12 protein-coding genes are annotated in these 16,758 nt (G+C 63.7%); 6 read left to right on the forward strand and 6 right to left on the reverse strand.

Going from position 1 to position 16,758, the window contains the following annotated elements:
* Positions 1 to 79: 79 nt before the first annotated feature.
* The 4 genes from DOM56_RS05895 to DOM56_RS05910 all read right to left on the reverse strand — a co-directional run bounded on the left by DOM56_RS05895 (position 80) and on the right by DOM56_RS05910 (position 4,478).
* Complete coding sequence (locus DOM56_RS05895; RefSeq protein WP_110707935.1) at positions 80 to 1,396, reverse strand: lactate racemase domain-containing protein; 1,317 nt, start codon at positions 1,394 to 1,396, stop codon at positions 80 to 82.
* Positions 1,397 to 1,423: 27 nt separating this feature from the next.
* Positions 1,424 to 2,905 (reverse strand): tripartite tricarboxylate transporter permease, encoded by a 1,482-nt coding sequence (locus tag DOM56_RS05900; RefSeq protein ID WP_110707936.1) that lies wholly within the window; start codon positions 2,903 to 2,905, stop codon positions 1,424 to 1,426.
* A 76-nt stretch (positions 2,906 to 2,981) separates the two neighbouring features.
* Positions 2,982 to 3,953, reverse strand: a complete 972-nt coding sequence (locus DOM56_RS05905; protein ID WP_110707937.1) for a tripartite tricarboxylate transporter substrate binding protein — start codon at positions 3,951 to 3,953, stop codon at positions 2,982 to 2,984.
* 51 nt (positions 3,954 to 4,004) lie between these two features.
* Positions 4,005 to 4,478, reverse strand: coding sequence for a tripartite tricarboxylate transporter TctB family protein (locus tag DOM56_RS05910; RefSeq protein ID WP_198655693.1), 474 nt, complete (start codon positions 4,476 to 4,478; stop codon positions 4,005 to 4,007).
* 322 nt (positions 4,479 to 4,800) lie between these two features.
* Between DOM56_RS05910 and DOM56_RS05915 the strand changes: the two genes are divergently transcribed.
* The 4 genes from DOM56_RS05915 (at position 4,801) to DOM56_RS05930 (ending at position 8,162) form a co-directional block, all read left to right on the forward strand.
* Positions 4,801 to 5,568 carry a DeoR/GlpR family DNA-binding transcription regulator gene (locus DOM56_RS05915; RefSeq protein WP_110707938.1) on the forward strand — a complete coding sequence of 256 codons (768 nt, stop codon included), beginning with the start codon at positions 4,801 to 4,803 and terminating at the stop codon, positions 5,566 to 5,568.
* Positions 5,569 to 5,669: 101 nt separating this feature from the next.
* Positions 5,670 to 6,101, forward strand: coding sequence for a hypothetical protein (locus tag DOM56_RS05920; RefSeq protein ID WP_110707939.1), 432 nt, complete (start codon positions 5,670 to 5,672; stop codon positions 6,099 to 6,101).
* Between the two features lie 77 nt (positions 6,102 to 6,178).
* Complete coding sequence (locus DOM56_RS05925) at positions 6,179 to 6,493, forward strand: putative quinol monooxygenase (protein ID WP_110707940.1); 315 nt, start codon at positions 6,179 to 6,181, stop codon at positions 6,491 to 6,493.
* Between the two features lie 145 nt (positions 6,494 to 6,638).
* On the forward strand, positions 6,639 to 8,162 hold the full coding sequence (locus DOM56_RS05930; protein WP_110707941.1) for an aromatic amino acid ammonia-lyase: 1,524 nt from the start codon (positions 6,639 to 6,641) through the stop codon (positions 8,160 to 8,162).
* A gap of 423 nt (positions 8,163 to 8,585) precedes the next feature.
* On the opposite strand, the gene purL is transcribed toward DOM56_RS05930, so the two are convergent.
* Positions 8,586 to 12,500 (reverse strand): phosphoribosylformylglycinamidine synthase, encoded by a 3,915-nt coding sequence (purL, locus tag DOM56_RS05935; RefSeq protein ID WP_110708064.1) that lies wholly within the window; start codon positions 12,498 to 12,500, stop codon positions 8,586 to 8,588.
* Between the two features lie 273 nt (positions 12,501 to 12,773).
* Here purL and mltF point away from each other — a divergent pair, with 273 nt between their 5' ends.
* Both mltF and DOM56_RS05945 read left to right on the forward strand, forming a co-directional pair.
* Complete coding sequence (gene mltF, locus DOM56_RS05940) at positions 12,774 to 14,222, forward strand: membrane-bound lytic murein transglycosylase MltF (RefSeq protein ID WP_110707942.1); 1,449 nt, start codon at positions 12,774 to 12,776, stop codon at positions 14,220 to 14,222.
* Positions 14,223 to 14,255: 33 nt separating this feature from the next.
* A complete protein-coding gene (locus DOM56_RS05945) occupies positions 14,256 to 16,214 on the forward strand; it encodes a diguanylate cyclase (RefSeq protein ID WP_110707943.1) in 1,959 nt (652 codons plus the stop codon).
* Positions 16,215 to 16,226: 12 nt separating this feature from the next.
* On the opposite strand, the gene tadA is transcribed toward DOM56_RS05945, so the two are convergent.
* Positions 16,227 to 16,691 carry a tRNA adenosine(34) deaminase TadA gene (gene tadA / locus DOM56_RS05950; protein WP_110708065.1) on the reverse strand — a complete coding sequence of 155 codons (465 nt, stop codon included), beginning with the start codon at positions 16,689 to 16,691 and terminating at the stop codon, positions 16,227 to 16,229.
* Between the last annotated feature and the right edge of the window lie 67 nt (positions 16,692 to 16,758).

Raw genomic sequence — 16,758 nt, forward strand, 5'->3', positions numbered from 1 at the left:
GGGATGGCGCGTTACCAAGCATGACCGGTATAGATATCTTCGAGGTCAAAATCTCGATCCAGACCTTTGGAACGAGACTTCAGTGAGGCCAGTCGTCGAGCAGCCGGCCGTCGTCGTCAAAACGCATCGGTCTTGGTTCGTGAAGAATCTCGACGCCGTCCCTATCGCAAAGTGCCGGCAGTAACGCCTCGGAGGCATAGAGATATTCGAGGTGAAGGGTGTTGGGAATGCGCATGATGCCAATCGCCTCCGGGGTATGCGAGCCGCAGGTCTTGACCGCGGCTTGAATGGCACTACGGTCGTCGGGCATCGCCAAGGGAATGGAGGCGGCAATCAGCACGCCAGAGGTGAGCGAGTTGGTATAAACCTTTTCACGGTCGAAGCGCTGGAACAGCCGTTCGGTAATGACATCCGCCCGGGCGACGCCGTTGGCGTTACCTTCGCTCTTGTCGGTGACATCCAATACCGCGATGCGGGAAACATTAGGGCCGCCGCTGATCGCCGTAGAAGATGGCCGACCGGTGATATTGGGGTCCATGCCGCTGCCCGAAAACTCCTTGCCGACATGATCTACGATCAGCACGTCCAGCGGACCGGAGGCAAGCGGCGCCTCCGGAGGTCCGAGCGGTAGCCGCGGCATGTTGCGCATCGCTTCGCCAAGATAGACTCGCTCGTCCTCGATCAGCGTCTGCGGCGGCAGCACGACAACCCGGGCAAGACGGTCGTAGGCATTCTCGATTGTGCCGACCCCGAACAGGACACGACATTTTTCGAGTTTCATGCGCGCCATTTCGACGATGAAACGGCCGACATAGTGAAACCCCCAGGCGTGGCAGTTGTCCGCCCCCGACTGCTTGCCCAGCCCGATGGACAGCATCTTGACCAACCCGCTCTCGTTGTCGGAACGGAAAGCACTGTGGGGTTTGATGCGATTGAACAGCACGATGCCATCGGCTTCGGAAGCAAGCTTATCGATCTGCACCGACATGCCATTGTCGAGCCGGCCGATTTCGACCGTCTCCATGCTTGAGCGAATCGCGCAGCCAACGCTCTTCTCGGTCACACCAAGGTGCGCCAGCACGCTGACTTGCCCTTCCGCGGTGGCGCCGCCATGACTGCCCATGGAAGGTACGATGAACGGCTTGGCACCGCGGGCGAGCAGATCGTCAACGATAGCCTTGACGAGCTCAGGGAGACTGGCCAGCCCGCGACTGCCCACCGTCAGCGCCACGGACATCCCCGGTCGAATCGTATCGCCAACCACGGTGGCCTGCGCCATCGCCGCTACCACGGCAGACACCGGGTCACCTGCATCTTCGGCATCGAAGTGCTGACGGACCAGCGCCATGGGAGGCAGCGCCACGCCCTCGACGAGTTTCGCGTAGCTTGGCTTCATGTCATCTCCTCAGCGCCGATTTTGCTATCAAACCGCCATCGCCTGGCGCTTCTGACGCCAGCTTCGCAGCGCCGGCAACAGCAGGGACAGCGCAGCCAATCCCAGGAAGAACAGCGTCAGCGGCCCCGACAGGAAAACTCCGATGTCGTCGCGAGCACTCATCAGCCCAAGGCGCAGATTGGATTCCGCCATTGGCCCAAGGATCAGCGCGATACACAGTGCAGCCTGTGAAAAGCCGTATTTCTGCATGAAGAATCCCAGCACGCCAAATCCGACCATGGTGTAGAGATCGACCACATTGAGATTGATCGCCCACGAGCCGACGAAGCAGAACACTACGATCGCCAATGTCAGCAGGCGCCGCGGTACGCGTAAAATCTGGGTGAAGAAGCGAATCCCCAGCAGCCCGAAAATCAGCATGAATACGGTAGCCACAAAAACACCGGTGAATATGCCGACGACCACGTCCGGGTGTTGCTGGAACAGCATCGGGCCTGGTGCCAATCCCTGAATCATCAGTCCGCCCATAAGCACGGCCGTGACCACGTCTCCAGGAATCCCCAGCGCCAGTAGCGGAATCAATGCAGCAGCACATACGGCATTATTGGCACTCTCCGTGGCCGCGACTCCCGGCAGATGGCCGGTGCCGAATTTCTCCGGTGTCTTCGACGTGCGCCGGGCCTCGTTGTAGCTGATCCAGGCAGCCGTTCCCGATCCCGTGCCGGGAACGATTCCGATGAAAGTGCCGATCAGCGATCCTCGCAGCATTGGCATCCCGGTCGTCTTTAGCTCCTCCCGGCTCGGCCAAATACCCGAGACTTTCATCCGTTCGATGCGATCGCCGAGGATTTTCTCTATCTGCACGAACACTTCGGAGAGCGCAAACAACCCAATCAGCGCTGGAGTGAAGGCGAACCCCGATGCAAAACCCGTGACACCGAAGGTGTAGCGTGAAATACCACTGATCGGATCCGCACCGACGCAGCCGATCAACACCCCAAAGAGACCGGCAAGCGCGCCCTTGAGAATGTCGCCGGAGAGACTGGCGATGATCGTCAAGCCAAAGACCGCCAGCGCGAAATACTCCGCCGGTCCGAATTTCAGTGCCAGTGACGCGAGTTGAGGAGCCAGCGCCGCGAGAACCACGGCAGCAATGATACCGCCAACGAAGGAAGCAATAGTGGCCATTCCCAGCGCCTTGCCCGCCTCGCCCTTCTGTGCCAGTGGATAACCGTCGAGAACTGTCGCCGCGGAAGAAGGCGTACCCGGTGTGCGCAGCAGTATGGCTGACACACACCCGCCATAAATACCACCGATGTAGATGCCGATGAGCATATTGAGGCCCATTACGGGAGCCATGCCGAAGGTCAGCGGAATCAGCAAAGCGACGCCCATCGTGGCCGTCAGCCCCGGAAGCGCGCCAATGATCATGCCCCCCAGAGTGCCCAGGGCGATGGTCCAGAGAATCTGGAAGTCGAAGACCGCCAATACGTGAGTCGAAATATCCATAGCGACCTGCTCGCTCTAAGAAACGCTGGATATGACTTGCCCGCGCAGCAAACACGGGCAAGTCAGTGAGTTCCGTTTATTGGTTGACGCCATACATGCCGAGCTGGCGAATGATCTTCTCCGCCGTGGCCGAATCCTTTTCGGCCAGCTCGCGATAGGCATCGCCCGGGCGGTAATCGACGAATTCTCCCAGCTCTTTCATGCGAGAGCGGAAGTCTTCATCGTTAAAAGTTTTCTCAAGTGCTTCTGCCAGCGTCTGCTTGACGTTATCGGGCAACCCTTTGGGAGCGATCACGCCCTTCCAGGAAGACCATGTGAAATCCACGCCCAGCTCCTTTGGCACGGGGGTGTCTGGTAGCACATCAATGCGCTCGTCTTCCATTACCAGCAGCGGATGAATACTGCCGGACTGAGCCTGCGGAAGGACTTCCGCAGGAGACGCGACAACGGCATCGATATGCCCTCCCACGCACGCGGTGACTGCTGCCGACGAGCCCCCGAACGGCATGCTGTTGACTTCGATGCCGGCAGCGTCAGCGAAGCCCTCCATCGCGATGTGATTGGCACCACCAGCACCCGAGTTGCCCACTCGCACTTCGCCGGGGTGTTCTTCGGCGTAGTCAACGAAACCTTGGGCGTCGTCGAAAGGCGCTCCCTGACAGCCGGCGACGACCATCAGGTTACGTCCCATTAGCGCCAGAAACTCGAAGTCGTCGAGGCTGTAGTCGACACCCCCGTAGTGAGGCAGCATCGCCAATGGCCCTTGAGCGCCCATCCCAAGCGTGTATCCATCGGGGCGCGCATGGGCGACCGCACTGGTACCGATCGAACCGCCGCCGCCAGGCTGATTACGCACGACCATGGACTTGTCGAGGTACTTTTTCATGGCATCGGCCATGATGCGCGCCGAGAGATCGGTGCCGCCGCCGGCAGAATAGGGCACGATGACCTGAATAGGCCGAACCGGATAGTCGGCTGCCTGGACCGGTGTTGTCGCGAGCATCACGCCAGCGCTGAGGACGGCCAGAGTCGAGAGTGTCTTTTTCATGAGATTCCCTTTGGTTGCCTGTTCTATACCGGCTGTCGCCGGATACTTTGCTCAGGGCAGATAGACGTCGAGCAAATGGGTGAAACCGAAGTAGACACCCGCCACGATCAACGTCGGTACGATCAGAAACTGGAGGACACGTCGTTCGCGAAGCAGCAACATGCCAACGACAAAAGTCACTAAGGTACTGGGCAGGTAGCCGATCCGTTCGAAAGCCGCGGCATATCCCACCATCAGCGCCACGAACAGGATTAGCGCCACCGTGGCGTAACGCCCGGCACCCGACTCAGCAGTGCCTCCAGCCGTTGACTCGGCAGACACATCATCGACTTTCGAGCACAGCCCACGAATGAAAAGTGCGACCGACAATGCTGTGATACCAACAATGGCCAACCACGGGAAAAAATCGGGTCCAGCCTGACCACCAGCCCCGGAAGATGGGATCAGCAACGTTCGCCAAGTGGCAAAGGCACAGAAAGCCAGCATTAGGAGAGCCAGCCAGCAGTCGGCTTTGCGTAATATCATGTCGATCTTCCTTCTCGTACCTTGGGCTTCGCTCGTCAGCCATGTATCGTCCGAGCGAGGCTAAATCGATCAAAAAAGAGACTTTGTGGCGCCAAAATGATTGATTCAATCTTTTTTCGCAATACGACTCTTGACTAGCACGGGATCAGTGAACACTTAAGATTTATCAAAATGATGTTTTTAAAGGATTTTAAACAGACAACCCAAAAATGACATATACCAATGTCTAATTAAAATGATTGTTTCGATCAATAAGAGTTGGCGCTGCAGGCGAGATCGGCGTCTGCCATACTAACCACCGACCATAGGTGCAGATTCGTCAATGAAAGTCGCCAAACGCCGCCAGGCCATGCTGGATGCCGTCCTTTCCGGCATCACCAGCATCGAAGCCCTCTGCCAGCATTTCGAGATTTCCGAAGCGACCGCGCGACGCGATCTGGGCGCGCTCTCCGACCAGGGATTGCTGGTGCGTACCTATGGTGGTGCGGCAGCGCACATTGGCCGTCGAGAGCCTGAGCTGACACTGGAGCAGCGGCGCACACGTCAAGGCGACATCAAGGCTCGCCTGGCAGCCCGCGCGCTGGATTGCATCGAGGACAACGACACCGTGCTGCTGGACGGCGGCACCACGACCGCTGCACTGGCCGCTCGGCTCAACGAGCGACGCGGCCTGCATGTGGTCACCAACAACATGGCGGCACTGACGTGGCTGACCAATCTGCCGGAGGGGCACACCACCGTGCTGGGCGGCGACCTGCGCGCCTCGAGCATGACGGTCTACGGGCCCCTGGCTCATGCCGCGTTAGCGAGACTGACCGTCGATCGGCTTTTTCTCAGCGCCGACGGGGTGACCGAACTCGGGCTATGCGAGGCCAGTCCCGAGCAGGCGTGGCTGAAAGAGGCCATGATGGCTCGCGCCGCGGAGGTGTACGTCATGGCGGATGCCACCAAATTGGGTCGTGCGAGCCAGCAGCACTGGACCGCCTTTCCGCCCCGCTGGACGCTGATCACCGATGCTACCGATGAGAGAGTCGAACCTTTCGAGAGACTCGGCGCGACTATTATCAACCCGCTCGGGACGCCAGTCTGAATCTCACTCGGGTCACCTGGCCGCCTTCCACGCTTTCCTACATTACAATGAATGTCATTGGCGCCGCCGCGCCCCAGACCGACTTTGCCCGGAGCGCCCCCATGCAAACCGATACATCACAGGAATCCAACGCGCCACTCGCGCGTTACATCGAACAGCTGCGTGCCATGGAGATCGACATCGAGGCGATGGACACCCACGCGGCACGCATACGCCAGGACCAACTGGAGTTCGTGCTGGTCGTCGCCGCCGACGAGCCGGCGTTCTTCCAACTGATGCTGCCCGGCGTGTGGCAGGCCGCGGAGACCACCACCCGGACGCTGTTACTGGAAACCGCCAACGAGGTGATGAATACCTTGAAGGCCGCCAAACTCGTCGTACACAACGAAGCCGTGCACGTCAGTGTCGAGCAGTTCGTCGAGGGGCCGGATCAAGGCGTTGCGCTGATCCCCGGATTGCTGGAACTCCTCAAGAGTGCAGTGGCCGAATTCCAGGAGCGTCTCGGCATGGGCGAGGCACCGCGCGTCCACTGACCTGGCCGGCGGCTTTCGCCCTTGCCGTCGCGCGCCTAGACTGCCTGCAACGCATCCATTCCCACAAGGAGGTTCCCATGGCCGACACCACTCACTTCGTGGTCATCGCCGAGTTCCAGATAAAGGCTGGGCAAGTACCGGCCTTTCTGGCGCTGGCGCACAACGATGCCAGCGAGTCGCTGGCCAACGAAGAGGGCTGCTTCGCCTTCGACGTGCTGACCCCGGAAGGCAGCGAGGACATCGTCGTGCTGCACGAGGTCTACCGCGATCGCGCCGCCTTCGAGCACCACACCCAGATGCCGCACTACAAGCCGTTCAAGGAAGGCTCCGCGCCGTTGCTCGCGGCCGACCCCTCGGTTCGGTTCTTTTACACGGCGGTACGGCCAGGCTGATCGCGAGGACCACCGCCCGGCCTGCGGTTGCGCCAGCCTGCCGTGACAGCCCGATGCATTCGACCTTTGTCGTACGTCATCCGCTGGTTCGTGGCCCGATCGCCGGGCTAGACTCGGCGATCCTCGAACCCCGGATGTCGCTTTCATGTCACTCCCCGCCTCTCCTGTCGTCTTCGGCCCCGAGCCGCTCTCCATCGATGCGATCGACGCGCTCTCGAAGCATCGAGTGACATCGTGCCTCGATGCCGATCCGCAATGGCGCGAGCGAATCGACCGGGGGGCGGCGGTCGTCGACGGCCTGCTCGACCGCGAGGGGCAGATCTACGGCATCACCACCGGCTACGGCGACTCCTGCGTCACCGCGATTCCCCTGGCCCAAGTGGCGGCGCTGCCGCGTCAGCTCTACACCTTTCACGGCTGCGGCCTGGGCCGCTTTCTCGAGCCCGAGGCGGCACGGGCGGTGCTCGCGGCACGCCTGCAGTCGCTGTGTCATGGCGTCTCCGGGGTGCGATTCGAGCTGCTCGAGCGGCTTCACGCCTGTCTACAGGAAGATCTGCTGCCAAGAATCCCCGAAGAGGGCTCGGTGGGAGCCAGCGGCGACCTGACACCGCTCTCCTACGTCGCCGCCATGCTCTGCGGCGAGCGCGAGGTGATCTGGCGCGGCGACGTCCGAATGGCGGCCGATGTCCACGCGGAGCTGGGCTGGGAACCGCTGACCCTGCGCCCCAAGGAGGCACTGGCGCTGATGAACGGCACCGCGGTGATGACCGCGCTGGCGTGCCAGGCCTTCGTCCGCGCCGAGTACCTGCTGATGCTCGCCACCCGCATCACCGCCCTCAATGTGGCCGCACTGCGCGGCAATCCGGACCATTTCGGCGCGCGCCTGTTCGCGGCCAAGCCGCACCCCGGTCAGGGCCAGGTCGCCGCCTGGCTGCGCGCGGATCTGGAGAGCGAGTCCGCCGCACCGCAGCAGCGCCTGCAGGATCGCTACTCGCTGCGCTGCGCGCCCCACGTGTTGGGGGTACTGGCCGACAGCCTCGGCTGGCTGCGCGGTTTCATCGAGACCGAACTCAACAGCGCCAACGACAACCCGCTGATCGACCCCGACTCGGGCGAGGTGATGCACGGCGGCCACTTCTACGGTGGCCATATCGCCTTCGCCATGGATAGCCTCAAGACCCTCACCGCCAATGTCGCCGACCTGCTCGACCGCCAGCTCGCGCTACTGGTCGACAGCCGCTACAACCACGGGCTACCGGGCAATCTCTCCGGCGCGCCGGCGGCGAAGGCGATGATCAATCACGGCTTCAAGGCGGTGCAGATCGGCGCCTCCGCCTGGGCCGCCGAGGCGCTCAAGGGCACCCTGCCCGCCAGCGTCTTCTCGCGCTCCACCGAGTGCCACAATCAGGACAAGGTGAGCATGGGGACCATCGCCGCCCGTGACGCCCTGCGCGTGCTCGAACTCAGTGAGCAGGTCGCCGCCGCCACCCTGCTGGCGGCGCTGCAGGGCGTGCACCTGCGCGGCGATCCGCTGCCCGCGCCGCTGGCGGCGATGGTCGAACGCCTGCGTGAGGATTTCGCCCCGGTGGCCGAGGATCGCGCCCTGGATGGTGAACTGCGGCTCTGTCTGGAGCGGATACGGGCGCGACACTGGGCGCTTTATGGATAAGCGTTTCAGCATCATTTCTTGATGATAGCGATGAGGCTGGGCGAATCGGTGATGCTGAAGGTCTCCACCCCAATGACGCCTATTCAGGACGATGCCGAACGATGAGCATCCAAACCGGGGCGCGCGACATGGATGTCGCGCGAGGCGCGTTGGGACAGGGATGTCCCTAGGCGCCGACCCGAGTTTGGTGCTCAGGCGTTCGGGACTTCATCGTTCTGTGGCGTCAAAAAGGGGAGCGCGAGGGGCTTGCCCCTCGTAATGACGCGCACAAGGACAGTCAATTTGCCGTCAGTCGTAGCCTCGCCAACATAGAGCCAGCCATCCGGCCAACCACCCATAAAAAAACCAGCCTGCCCCGAGGTTATAAAACCCAGGACAAGCCGGTTTTCGTCATCACGCCAACGCTGGCGTCAATCCCTTACATCATCCGACCCAGACACGGGCATTGCGGAACATCCGCATCCACGCGCCGTCCTGCTTCCACTCCGGCGGCCGCCAGGAGTTGGTCACCGCGCGGGCGACCCGCTCCGGGTGGGGCATCATGATGGTGACGCGGCCGTTCGGCGTGGTCAGGCCAGTGATGCCGGCCGGCGAGCCGTTGGGGTTGGCCGGATAGCGCGCCGTCACCTGGCCTTCGTTGTCGATGTAGCGCATCGCGATCTGGCCGCTGGTCTGCATGCTGCGCAGGTGGCCGCTATCCTCGAACAGCGCCTGGCCCTCGCCGTGGGCGACGGCGATCGGCAAGGTCGAACCGGCCATGCCGGCGAGCAGGATCGACGGGCTCTCCTCGACCTGGACCATCGACACGCGGGCCTCGAACTGCTCCGAGCCGTTGCGGACGAAGCGCGGCCAGCGCTCGGCGCCGGGGATCAGCTCCTTCAACTGCGAGAACATCTGACAGCCGTTGCAGACGCCGAGGCCGAAGGTGTCTTCACGTTCGAAGAACGCCGCGAACTGATCACGCGCAGCGGCATTGTAGAGCGCCGACTTGGCCCAGCCGCCACCGGCACCGAGCACGTCGCCGTAGGAGAAGCCGCCGCAGCCGACCAGGCCCTTCATGTCGTCGAGGGTGATGCGCCCGGCGAGAATGTCGCTCATGTGCACATCGACAGCCTCGAAGCCGGCATGATCAAACGCCGCCGCCATTTCCACGTGCCCGTTGACCCCCTGCTCGCGCAGGATCGCCACGCGTGGCCGTACACCGGTCTGGAGGTAAGGCGCGGTGATGTCGTCGTCGACATCGAAGGTCGGACTGGCCGACAGCCCCGGATCGCGCAGGTTGAGCAGCCCGTCGAATTCGCTCTTGGCGGACTCCGGGTTGTCGCGCAGCGCCTGCATCCGATAGCTGGTTTCCGACCAGACACGCTGGGTCATGGCCCGGGTGGTTTCCAGCAGCGGCTCTTCGAACAGCGTCACCCGGACCTGGTCGTCATAGCGCGGACGGGCGATGACGCCACAGGTCTCGAGGCCGGCCGCGGCGAACTGCGCCAGCACGAACTCGGTGTCCTGGCGGTTGACCTGGATCACCGCGCCGAGTTCTTCGGCGAACAGTGCATCCACCGCGCCGACGGCATCGTCGGTGAGCCAGTCGAGCTTGATCTCGAGCCCGCCGCGGCCGGCGAAGGCCATCTCCAGCAGGGTCACGATCAGGCCGCCGTCGCTGCGGTCGTGGTAGGCGAGCAGCTTGCCGTCGGCGTTGAGTCCCTGAATGACGCTGAAGAACGCCACCAGATCCTCGGCTTCGTCCAGATCCGGGCAGACGTTGCCGACCTGGCCGTAGACCTGCGCCAGGGCGGAGCCGCCGAGCCGATGCTGGCCGCGACCGAGATCGATCAGGATCAGGTCGCTCTCGTCCTGGTCGAGGCGCAGCTGCGGGGTGAGCGTGCGCAGCGCGTCGGTGACCAGGGCAAAGCCGGTGATATTGAGCGTCAGCGGTGCGGTAATGCTTTTCTCGTCACCCGCTTCCGTCTGCCAGGCGGTGCGCATCGACATCGAGTCCTTGCCCACCGGCACGGCGATGCCAAGCTGAGGGCACAGCTCCATGCCCACCGCGTGCACGGCATCGTAGAGCGCCTGGTTCTCGCCGACGTGATCGGCGGCGCTCATCCAGTTGGCGGAGAGCTTGATGTCGGAGAGCTGTTCGATCGGCGCGGCGGCGAGGTTGGTGATCGCTTCCGCCACCGCCAGACGCGCGCTCGCCGCCGGGTCGATCAAGGCCACCGGAGGACGCTCGCCCATCGCCATCGCTTCGCCGGCATGGGTATCGAAGCTGGCGGTGGTGACCGCACAGTCGGCGACGGGCACCTGCCACGGGCCGACCATCTGGTCGCGGGCGACCTGACCGGTAATCGAGCGGTCGCCGATGGTGATCAGGAAGCTCTTCGAGGCCACGGTCGGGAGGCGCAGCACGCGATCCAGCGCTTCCCGCAGGTCGAGATTGTCGAGCCCGAGGCCGGGCAGGTTGAGGGTGTGACGTTCGAAGCTGCGCTGCATCTTGGGCGGCTTGCCGAACAGTACGCTCATCGGCAGGTCGACCGGATCGGCCTCGAAATGACCGTCGCGAACCGCCAGGTGATGAGACTCGGTCGCCTCGCCGACCACCGCGTAGGGGCAGCGCTCGCGGGCACACAGCGCATCGAAGCGCTCGAGCTGCGCCGGCGTCACCGCCAGCACGTAGCGCTCCTGGGCCTCGTTGCACCAGATCTCCAGCGGGCTCATGCCCGGTTCGGCGTTGGGCACCGCGCGCAGATCGAACAGGCCGCCGCGGCCGCCATCCTTGACCAGCTCAGGCAGGGCGTTGGAGAGTCCGCCCGCGCCCACGTCATGGATGAAGGCGATGGGGTTGTCGTCGCCCAACGCCCAGCAGCGATCGATCACTTCCTGGGCGCGGCGCTCCATCTCCGGGTTGTCGCGCTGCACCGAGGCGAAGTCGAGATCCTCGCTGGAGGCTCCCGACGCCATCGACGACGCCGCGCCGCCGCCGAGGCCGATCAGCATCGCCGGGCCGCCCATCACGATCAGCTTGGCGCCAACGGGAATCTCGCCCTTGAGCACGTGAGCGTCGCGCACGTTGCCGTAGCCGCCGGCCAGCATCACCGGCTTGTGATAGCCCCGGCGCTCGATGCCATCGGCGCCGACGGCGTCGAGCTCGAACGTCCGGAAGAAACCGTTGAGATTGGGCCGGCCGAATTCGTTGTTGAACGCCGCGCCGCCGATCGGCCCTTCGAGCATGATGTCGAGGGCCGATTGAATCCGCTCGGGCTTGCCGTAGTCGAACGCTTCCCACGGCTGCACGAACTCGGGGATGCGCAGGTTGGAGACGGTGAAGCCGGTCAGGCCCGCCTTGGGCTTGCCGCCACGCCCGGTGGCGCCCTCGTCGCGAATCTCGCCGCCGGCACCGGTGGCCGCCCCCGGATGCGGCGCGATGGCCGTCGGGTGGTTGTGGGTCTCCACCTTCATCAGGATGTGGATCGGTTCCCGAGTCGCGCCGTAGACCTGATCGTCAGGCGAGGGGAAGAAGCGCCCCGCCGTCGACCCTTCGATGATGGCGGCGTTGTCGCTGTAGGCCGAGAGCACCTTGTCGCCGGACTGCTCGAAGGTGTTCTTGATCATCTTGAACAGCGAGCGGCTCTGCGGCTCGCCGTCGATGACCCAGTCGGCGTTGAAGATCTTGTGGCGGCAGTGCTCGGAATTGGCCTGGGCGAACATCATCAACTCGACGTCCGTCGGATTGCGGCCCAGCGCCTCGAACGCTTCGACCAGGTAGTCGATCTCGTCTTCCGCCAGTGCCAGGCCGAGCTGGCTATTGGCATCCGCCAGCGCCGGGCGTCCGCCCTCGATCACGTCGATGGTCGCCAGCGGTGCCGGCTGGTGATGGGAGAACAGCTTGGCGGCATCGCTGGCGTCGTACAGCACGGTTTCCGTCATGCGGTCATGCAGACGCGAGACCAGGAGGTCGTAGGCATCGGCGGTCGGCGCACTTTTCAGCGTCAGCCGATAGGCGATGCCGCGCTCGATGCGCGCTACCTGCTCGAGCCCGCAATTGTGGGCGATGTCGGTCGCCTTGGATGACCACGGCGAGATGGTGCCGATACGGGGCACGACCAGGAACAGATGCCCCTCGGGCGGAGTGTCACGTCCGGGTTCGGCGCCGTGGCCATAGTCCAGCAGCCGCTCCAGCACCCGACGTGCCCCATCGTCGAGCTCGTCATGGTGGTCGACGAAATGAACGTAGTGCGCCTTGAGGGACTCGACTTCGGGAACGGCGGCGCGAAGATCGGCGAGCAGTTTGGCGTGACGGAATGCAGATAGCGCGGGGGCGCCTTGCAATTCGAGCATGGCGTGGAAAGCCTCCAGGACGGTCGAGGATCGCATTTGTCTCGTGCGAGACGGGCAGCAATGCCGGGATCAGGGCGACATGATACTGGAAAGCGACGACGCTCGCTAAGGCAACGGAACCGGCGCCGGCCGATGCTCCTGCAGGGCGTCAGGCCGCCCCTTCCACCGAAGCCGCGCCCCCGCCTTGCGGGACGTTTAGCGTGGTAGCCAATAGATGACAGCGGGACGGCGGCCGGCTATGGTGTGCCGTCACGCTCTCACCGACCCGACTGCATGGCCAAGCTCCTGACACGTCTGCGGCGCGCACTGGTACTGCTGTTGGCGCTGACGATCGTCCTCTGCCCCGCTCAATGGATACCGCGTTTCAGCGACGGACTCGAGCCGATCCAGAAGCGCGGTTTCCTGCAGGTGGCGACACGCGGCGGGCCGATCACCTTCTATTCCGGAGGCCATGGCCCGACCGGCTTCGAGTACGAGCTGATGCGCCGTTTCTCGGCGTCGCTGGGAGTCAGCCTGTCGGTCGATACCGAAGCCAGTATCGGAGGCGTCATCGGCAAGGTGAGACATGGCGACGCGGACGTGGGGGCCGCAGCCCTGGCACTCGACCTGGACCGGGAAGGCATCCGCTACAGCCAGCCGATCCTGACGCTTCAGCCGCTGGTGGTCTACCGCCGCGGTCTCCCTCCGGTTCGCACGCTGGACGATCTTCCGGGGTTGCGGATCGGCGTCATTGCCGATTCCGGCAATGCCGCGGCGCTGCGCACGCAGCAGCGAAATCTGCCGGGACTGGGCTGGAAGGAAGCCGAAGGCCTGACCATCGCCGATCTGATGGAGATGGTCGAGCGTGACGATCTCGATGCTGCAGTGGTCTACACCCAGCAATTCAGGCTCAACCGGTTGTTCTTTCCCAATGTCGAGCGCGGCTTCCCACTGGGCAAGCCCGTGAGCCTGGCCTGGGCCTTCTCGGCGAACCAGCCGATCGATCTGCTCAGCGCCGCCAACGATTTCCTGCAAGACCAGCGTCGCAACGGCAAGCTCGATGAACTCGTGGGACGCTACTTCGGCCACGACGATTATCTCGAATACGTCGGCGCCCGACTGTTCATTCACCATGTCGGGACGCGGCTGCCGCGCTTCGTGCCTTACTTCAAGGAGGCCGCCCGGCAGACCGGCTTCGATTGGCATCTTCTGGCCGCGCTCGGTTTTCAGGAGTCGCACTGGGAGGCCGATGCCGAATCGCCGACCGGTGTTCGCGGGCTGATGATGCTGACGCACCCCACTGCCGAAGAGGTCGGCATCGACAATCGTCTCGACCCGCGACAGAGTATCGACGGTGGCGCCAGATACCTGCTTCAAGTCAAACAGCGCCTGGCCGATAACATACCTGAGCCCGATCGAACCTGGATGGCGCTCGCCGCCTACAATGTCGGCCTGGGACACCTGTTCGACGCCCAGGAAATCGTCCGCATGCGCGGCGGCGATCCCGAGCGCTGGGCCGACGTCCGCGAGGCGCTGCCGCTGCTGCAGGAGCGCGAGTGGTACTCCCGGGTGCACCATGGTTACGCTCGTGGCGGCGAACCGGTAATCTACGTCCGTAACGTCCGTCGTTATTACGAGATACTGAAGTACGTCAATCGCAGCCAGCAACAGTTCAACCAGCTGGGCGAGCGCGCGCTGGACGATGAGAGCACCCCCTTCGAAATCGTCGCCCCGCTGCTGTAATCGGCGACCGCGCCGTGGAGAACCATAACGCCTATGCCTATGGTGGTGTCTCGTCTGTCGCTGTACCTGGCGTTTCCGGTCGCGTTAATTGCCCTCTGGCCCGCCGGCGGACCGGATCAACGCTGGCTGCTGATACCACTGCTGGGGGCGCTCTGGCTAGGCCAGATCTCCGCATTGCACCAATGGATCCGGGCCAGCCGCTGGCTGCTGATTCCTACCGGGCTTTTCACCCTGACCATCCTTGCCAGTTATCTGGTGGCAGAGACCTGGCTCAGCGTCGATATCTGGCAGCGCTGGCTCGATCATCTGCCGGGCAACTGGGAGCTCTTCCGCAGCCGGCCTCCGGTTCTCTCGCTCTGCATGATCTTCGGGCTGACCCTCAACGTGCTGTTGCTGTCGCGCCTGGGTCTGGGCTCACCGATTCTGCTGCTGCTGGTCGTCATGGGCGGCGTCTGGCTCGGCTACCGCTCGTTGGCTCCACCGCCGGAATACGCCTCCAGCACGACGGCGGTGCCCCTGGCGATCCTGGCGGCGTTATGGCTGTTCTGGTCCGCCCAGTGCCTTGCGCTTCTGCCCACGCTCCGCCGCTACTGGCGGCGGATCCTGCCGCCCTTGGCGGTCGGCGGGTTGATCGCACTGCTGGCGATGATCAGCTGGCAGGAGCAACGCCAGACCGACAACCTGCGCCTGTATGACCTTGCCGCCAGCGAGGGCAACGACATCGCCACCAGGATGGCTTCGGAGACGGCCTCCCATCTCAAGGCGATGCGACGCTTCACCAGTTTCTGGAACATGCTGGGCTATGTCCCGTCCCGCTCCGAATGGGAGCAACAGGCCAGGCTGTACCACGACGATTTCGGCTACTTCCGCAACATCGCTTTCATCGATGTCGACGGCACCGTCATCCGCGTCTATCCGCTACGCGGCAATCAGAAGGTTCTCGGCACCAACCTTTACCTATCGGATGCACAGAGCCGGGAGGCACTGGATCATCCGCTGGTCTACGGCATCGAGGGGCAGACCGGGATCGTCGATTTCATCCAGGGCGGGCGCGGCGTGATCAGCTATCTCCCGGTACGCGATGTCGTGGATGGAACCCTGCGCGGTGCCGTGGGAATGGTGGTGAGCGTGGACAAGCTGCTCAACTCGCTACTGGCGCAGACGTCCAACCAGGATCGCGCGGTGACGCTCAGCGGCGACCGCCAGCTCTACTTTCACTACGGTCCGCTGGGCAATCTCGCGGACTGGCGCTATCAACAGCCGGTCACCCTGGGTACCGACCGGCTGACCCTGAGCGTGGCGCCATCGCTGCACTGGTTACAAGTCCAACGGAGTCGGCTGCCGGAGATCACGCTCGCCTTCGGCATACTGCTGGCCTACCTGCTGCACATGGTGCTCTATATCTACAGGAGACTGGCCCATCAGCATCGCTTGGCGAACGGGGCCAACGCCTCTCTGCGCGAGGAGATGAAGGAGCGCGAGCGCCTGCAGCAGGAGATCGAATGGATCGCCCGCCACGACGAGTTGACCCAACTGCCCAATCGTCGCGAACTGCTGCGCTGGATGGACGATCATCGGGACCCGCTACCGCTGGCACTGCTGATCTGCGATCTGGACCACTTCAAAAGCGTCAACGACCACTTCGGACACCTGGAGGGCGACCGCTATCTCAAGACGATCGCCCAGCGCTGTCGGCTACCGGTCGAGCGGGCGGGCGGGCTGTTCGCCCGTTATGGCGGCGAGGAGTTCGTGGCCTGCCTGCCGAACTGCGATCGCCAGGCCGCCGGAGAGATTGCCGAGGCGCTGCGCCGGGCGGTGGCCGAGAGCGGCCTGCTCCTGCCGGGCAACGTGCCGGTGACGCTCAGCATCGGCGTCAGTATCACCGACGAGCCTCCGATCCGTCGCGATCGACTCTTCCAGGCCGCCGACGAGTCGCTCTATCGCGCCAAACAGGGCGGACGCAATCGCGTGATCCTCACCGACGCCAGTTGATCCGGGTCACGGCTACGGGTCAGCCCGCCGGCGTTCCCGGAAGAATTGCTGAAGCAAGCGCTTCGCCGGCGCGGCCAGCACGCCACCCTCGATCTCGACCCGGTGGTTGAACCAGGGCTGCGCGAAGAGGTTGGCGCGGGATTCGACCATCCCGCCCTTGGGCTCCGCAGTCGCGTAGACGACCCGCCGAATCCGGGCATGGATGATCGCCCCCGTGCACATGAGGCAGGGCTCGAGCGTGACGAACAGCGTACAGTCGTCCAGCCGGTAATTGCCCAGCGCCCGCGACGCGCTTCTCAGCGCCTGCACCTCGGCATGGGCGGTCGGATCCTGACCACCGACGGGGCAGTTGTAGCCCGCGCCGATCGGTTCGCCCCGGCCATCGACGACCACGGCGCCAACCGGCACCTCGCCCGCCTCCAGCGCCAGCCGGGCCTGATCCAGCGCCCGGTGCATGTAGAATTCGTCGTTGCGTATCATGATCGTCCCGTATTGCCGCGCCGCGTCGCGGCGAGTCACCATCGAGCAGGATATACTCGTGACC

Origin of the sequence: Salinicola sp. CR57 (assembly GCF_003206585.1) — a bacterium.
Taxonomy (GTDB): Bacteria; Pseudomonadota; Gammaproteobacteria; order Pseudomonadales; family Halomonadaceae; genus Salinicola; species Salinicola lusitanus.

Bases quoted from the DNA above. Each gene is read 5' to 3' on its own strand.
- DOM56_RS05915 (WP_110707938.1), top strand. From the start codon at position 4,801: ATGAAAGTCGCCAAACGCCGCCAGGCCATGCTGGATGCCGTCCTTTCC.
- DOM56_RS05895 (WP_110707935.1), bottom strand. From the start codon at position 1,396: ATGAAGCCAAGCTACGCGAAACTCGTCGAGGGCGTGGCGCTGCCTCCC.
- DOM56_RS05945 (WP_110707943.1), top strand. From the start codon at position 14,256: ATGCCTATGGTGGTGTCTCGTCTGTCGCTGTACCTGGCGTTTCCGGTC.
- mltF (WP_110707942.1), top strand. From the start codon at position 12,774: ATGGCCAAGCTCCTGACACGTCTGCGGCGCGCACTGGTACTGCTGTTG.
- DOM56_RS05910 (WP_198655693.1), bottom strand. From the start codon at position 4,478: ATGATATTACGCAAAGCCGACTGCTGGCTGGCTCTCCTAATGCTGGCT.
- DOM56_RS05930 (WP_110707941.1), top strand. From the start codon at position 6,639: ATGTCACTCCCCGCCTCTCCTGTCGTCTTCGGCCCCGAGCCGCTCTCC.
- DOM56_RS05925 (WP_110707940.1), top strand. From the start codon at position 6,179: ATGGCCGACACCACTCACTTCGTGGTCATCGCCGAGTTCCAGATAAAG.
- DOM56_RS05920 (WP_110707939.1), top strand. From the start codon at position 5,670: ATGCAAACCGATACATCACAGGAATCCAACGCGCCACTCGCGCGTTAC.
- DOM56_RS05900 (WP_110707936.1), bottom strand. From the start codon at position 2,905: ATGGATATTTCGACTCACGTATTGGCGGTCTTCGACTTCCAGATTCTC.
- DOM56_RS05905 (WP_110707937.1), bottom strand. From the start codon at position 3,953: ATGAAAAAGACACTCTCGACTCTGGCCGTCCTCAGCGCTGGCGTGATG.
- purL (WP_110708064.1), bottom strand. From the start codon at position 12,500: ATGCTCGAATTGCAAGGCGCCCCCGCGCTATCTGCATTCCGTCACGCC.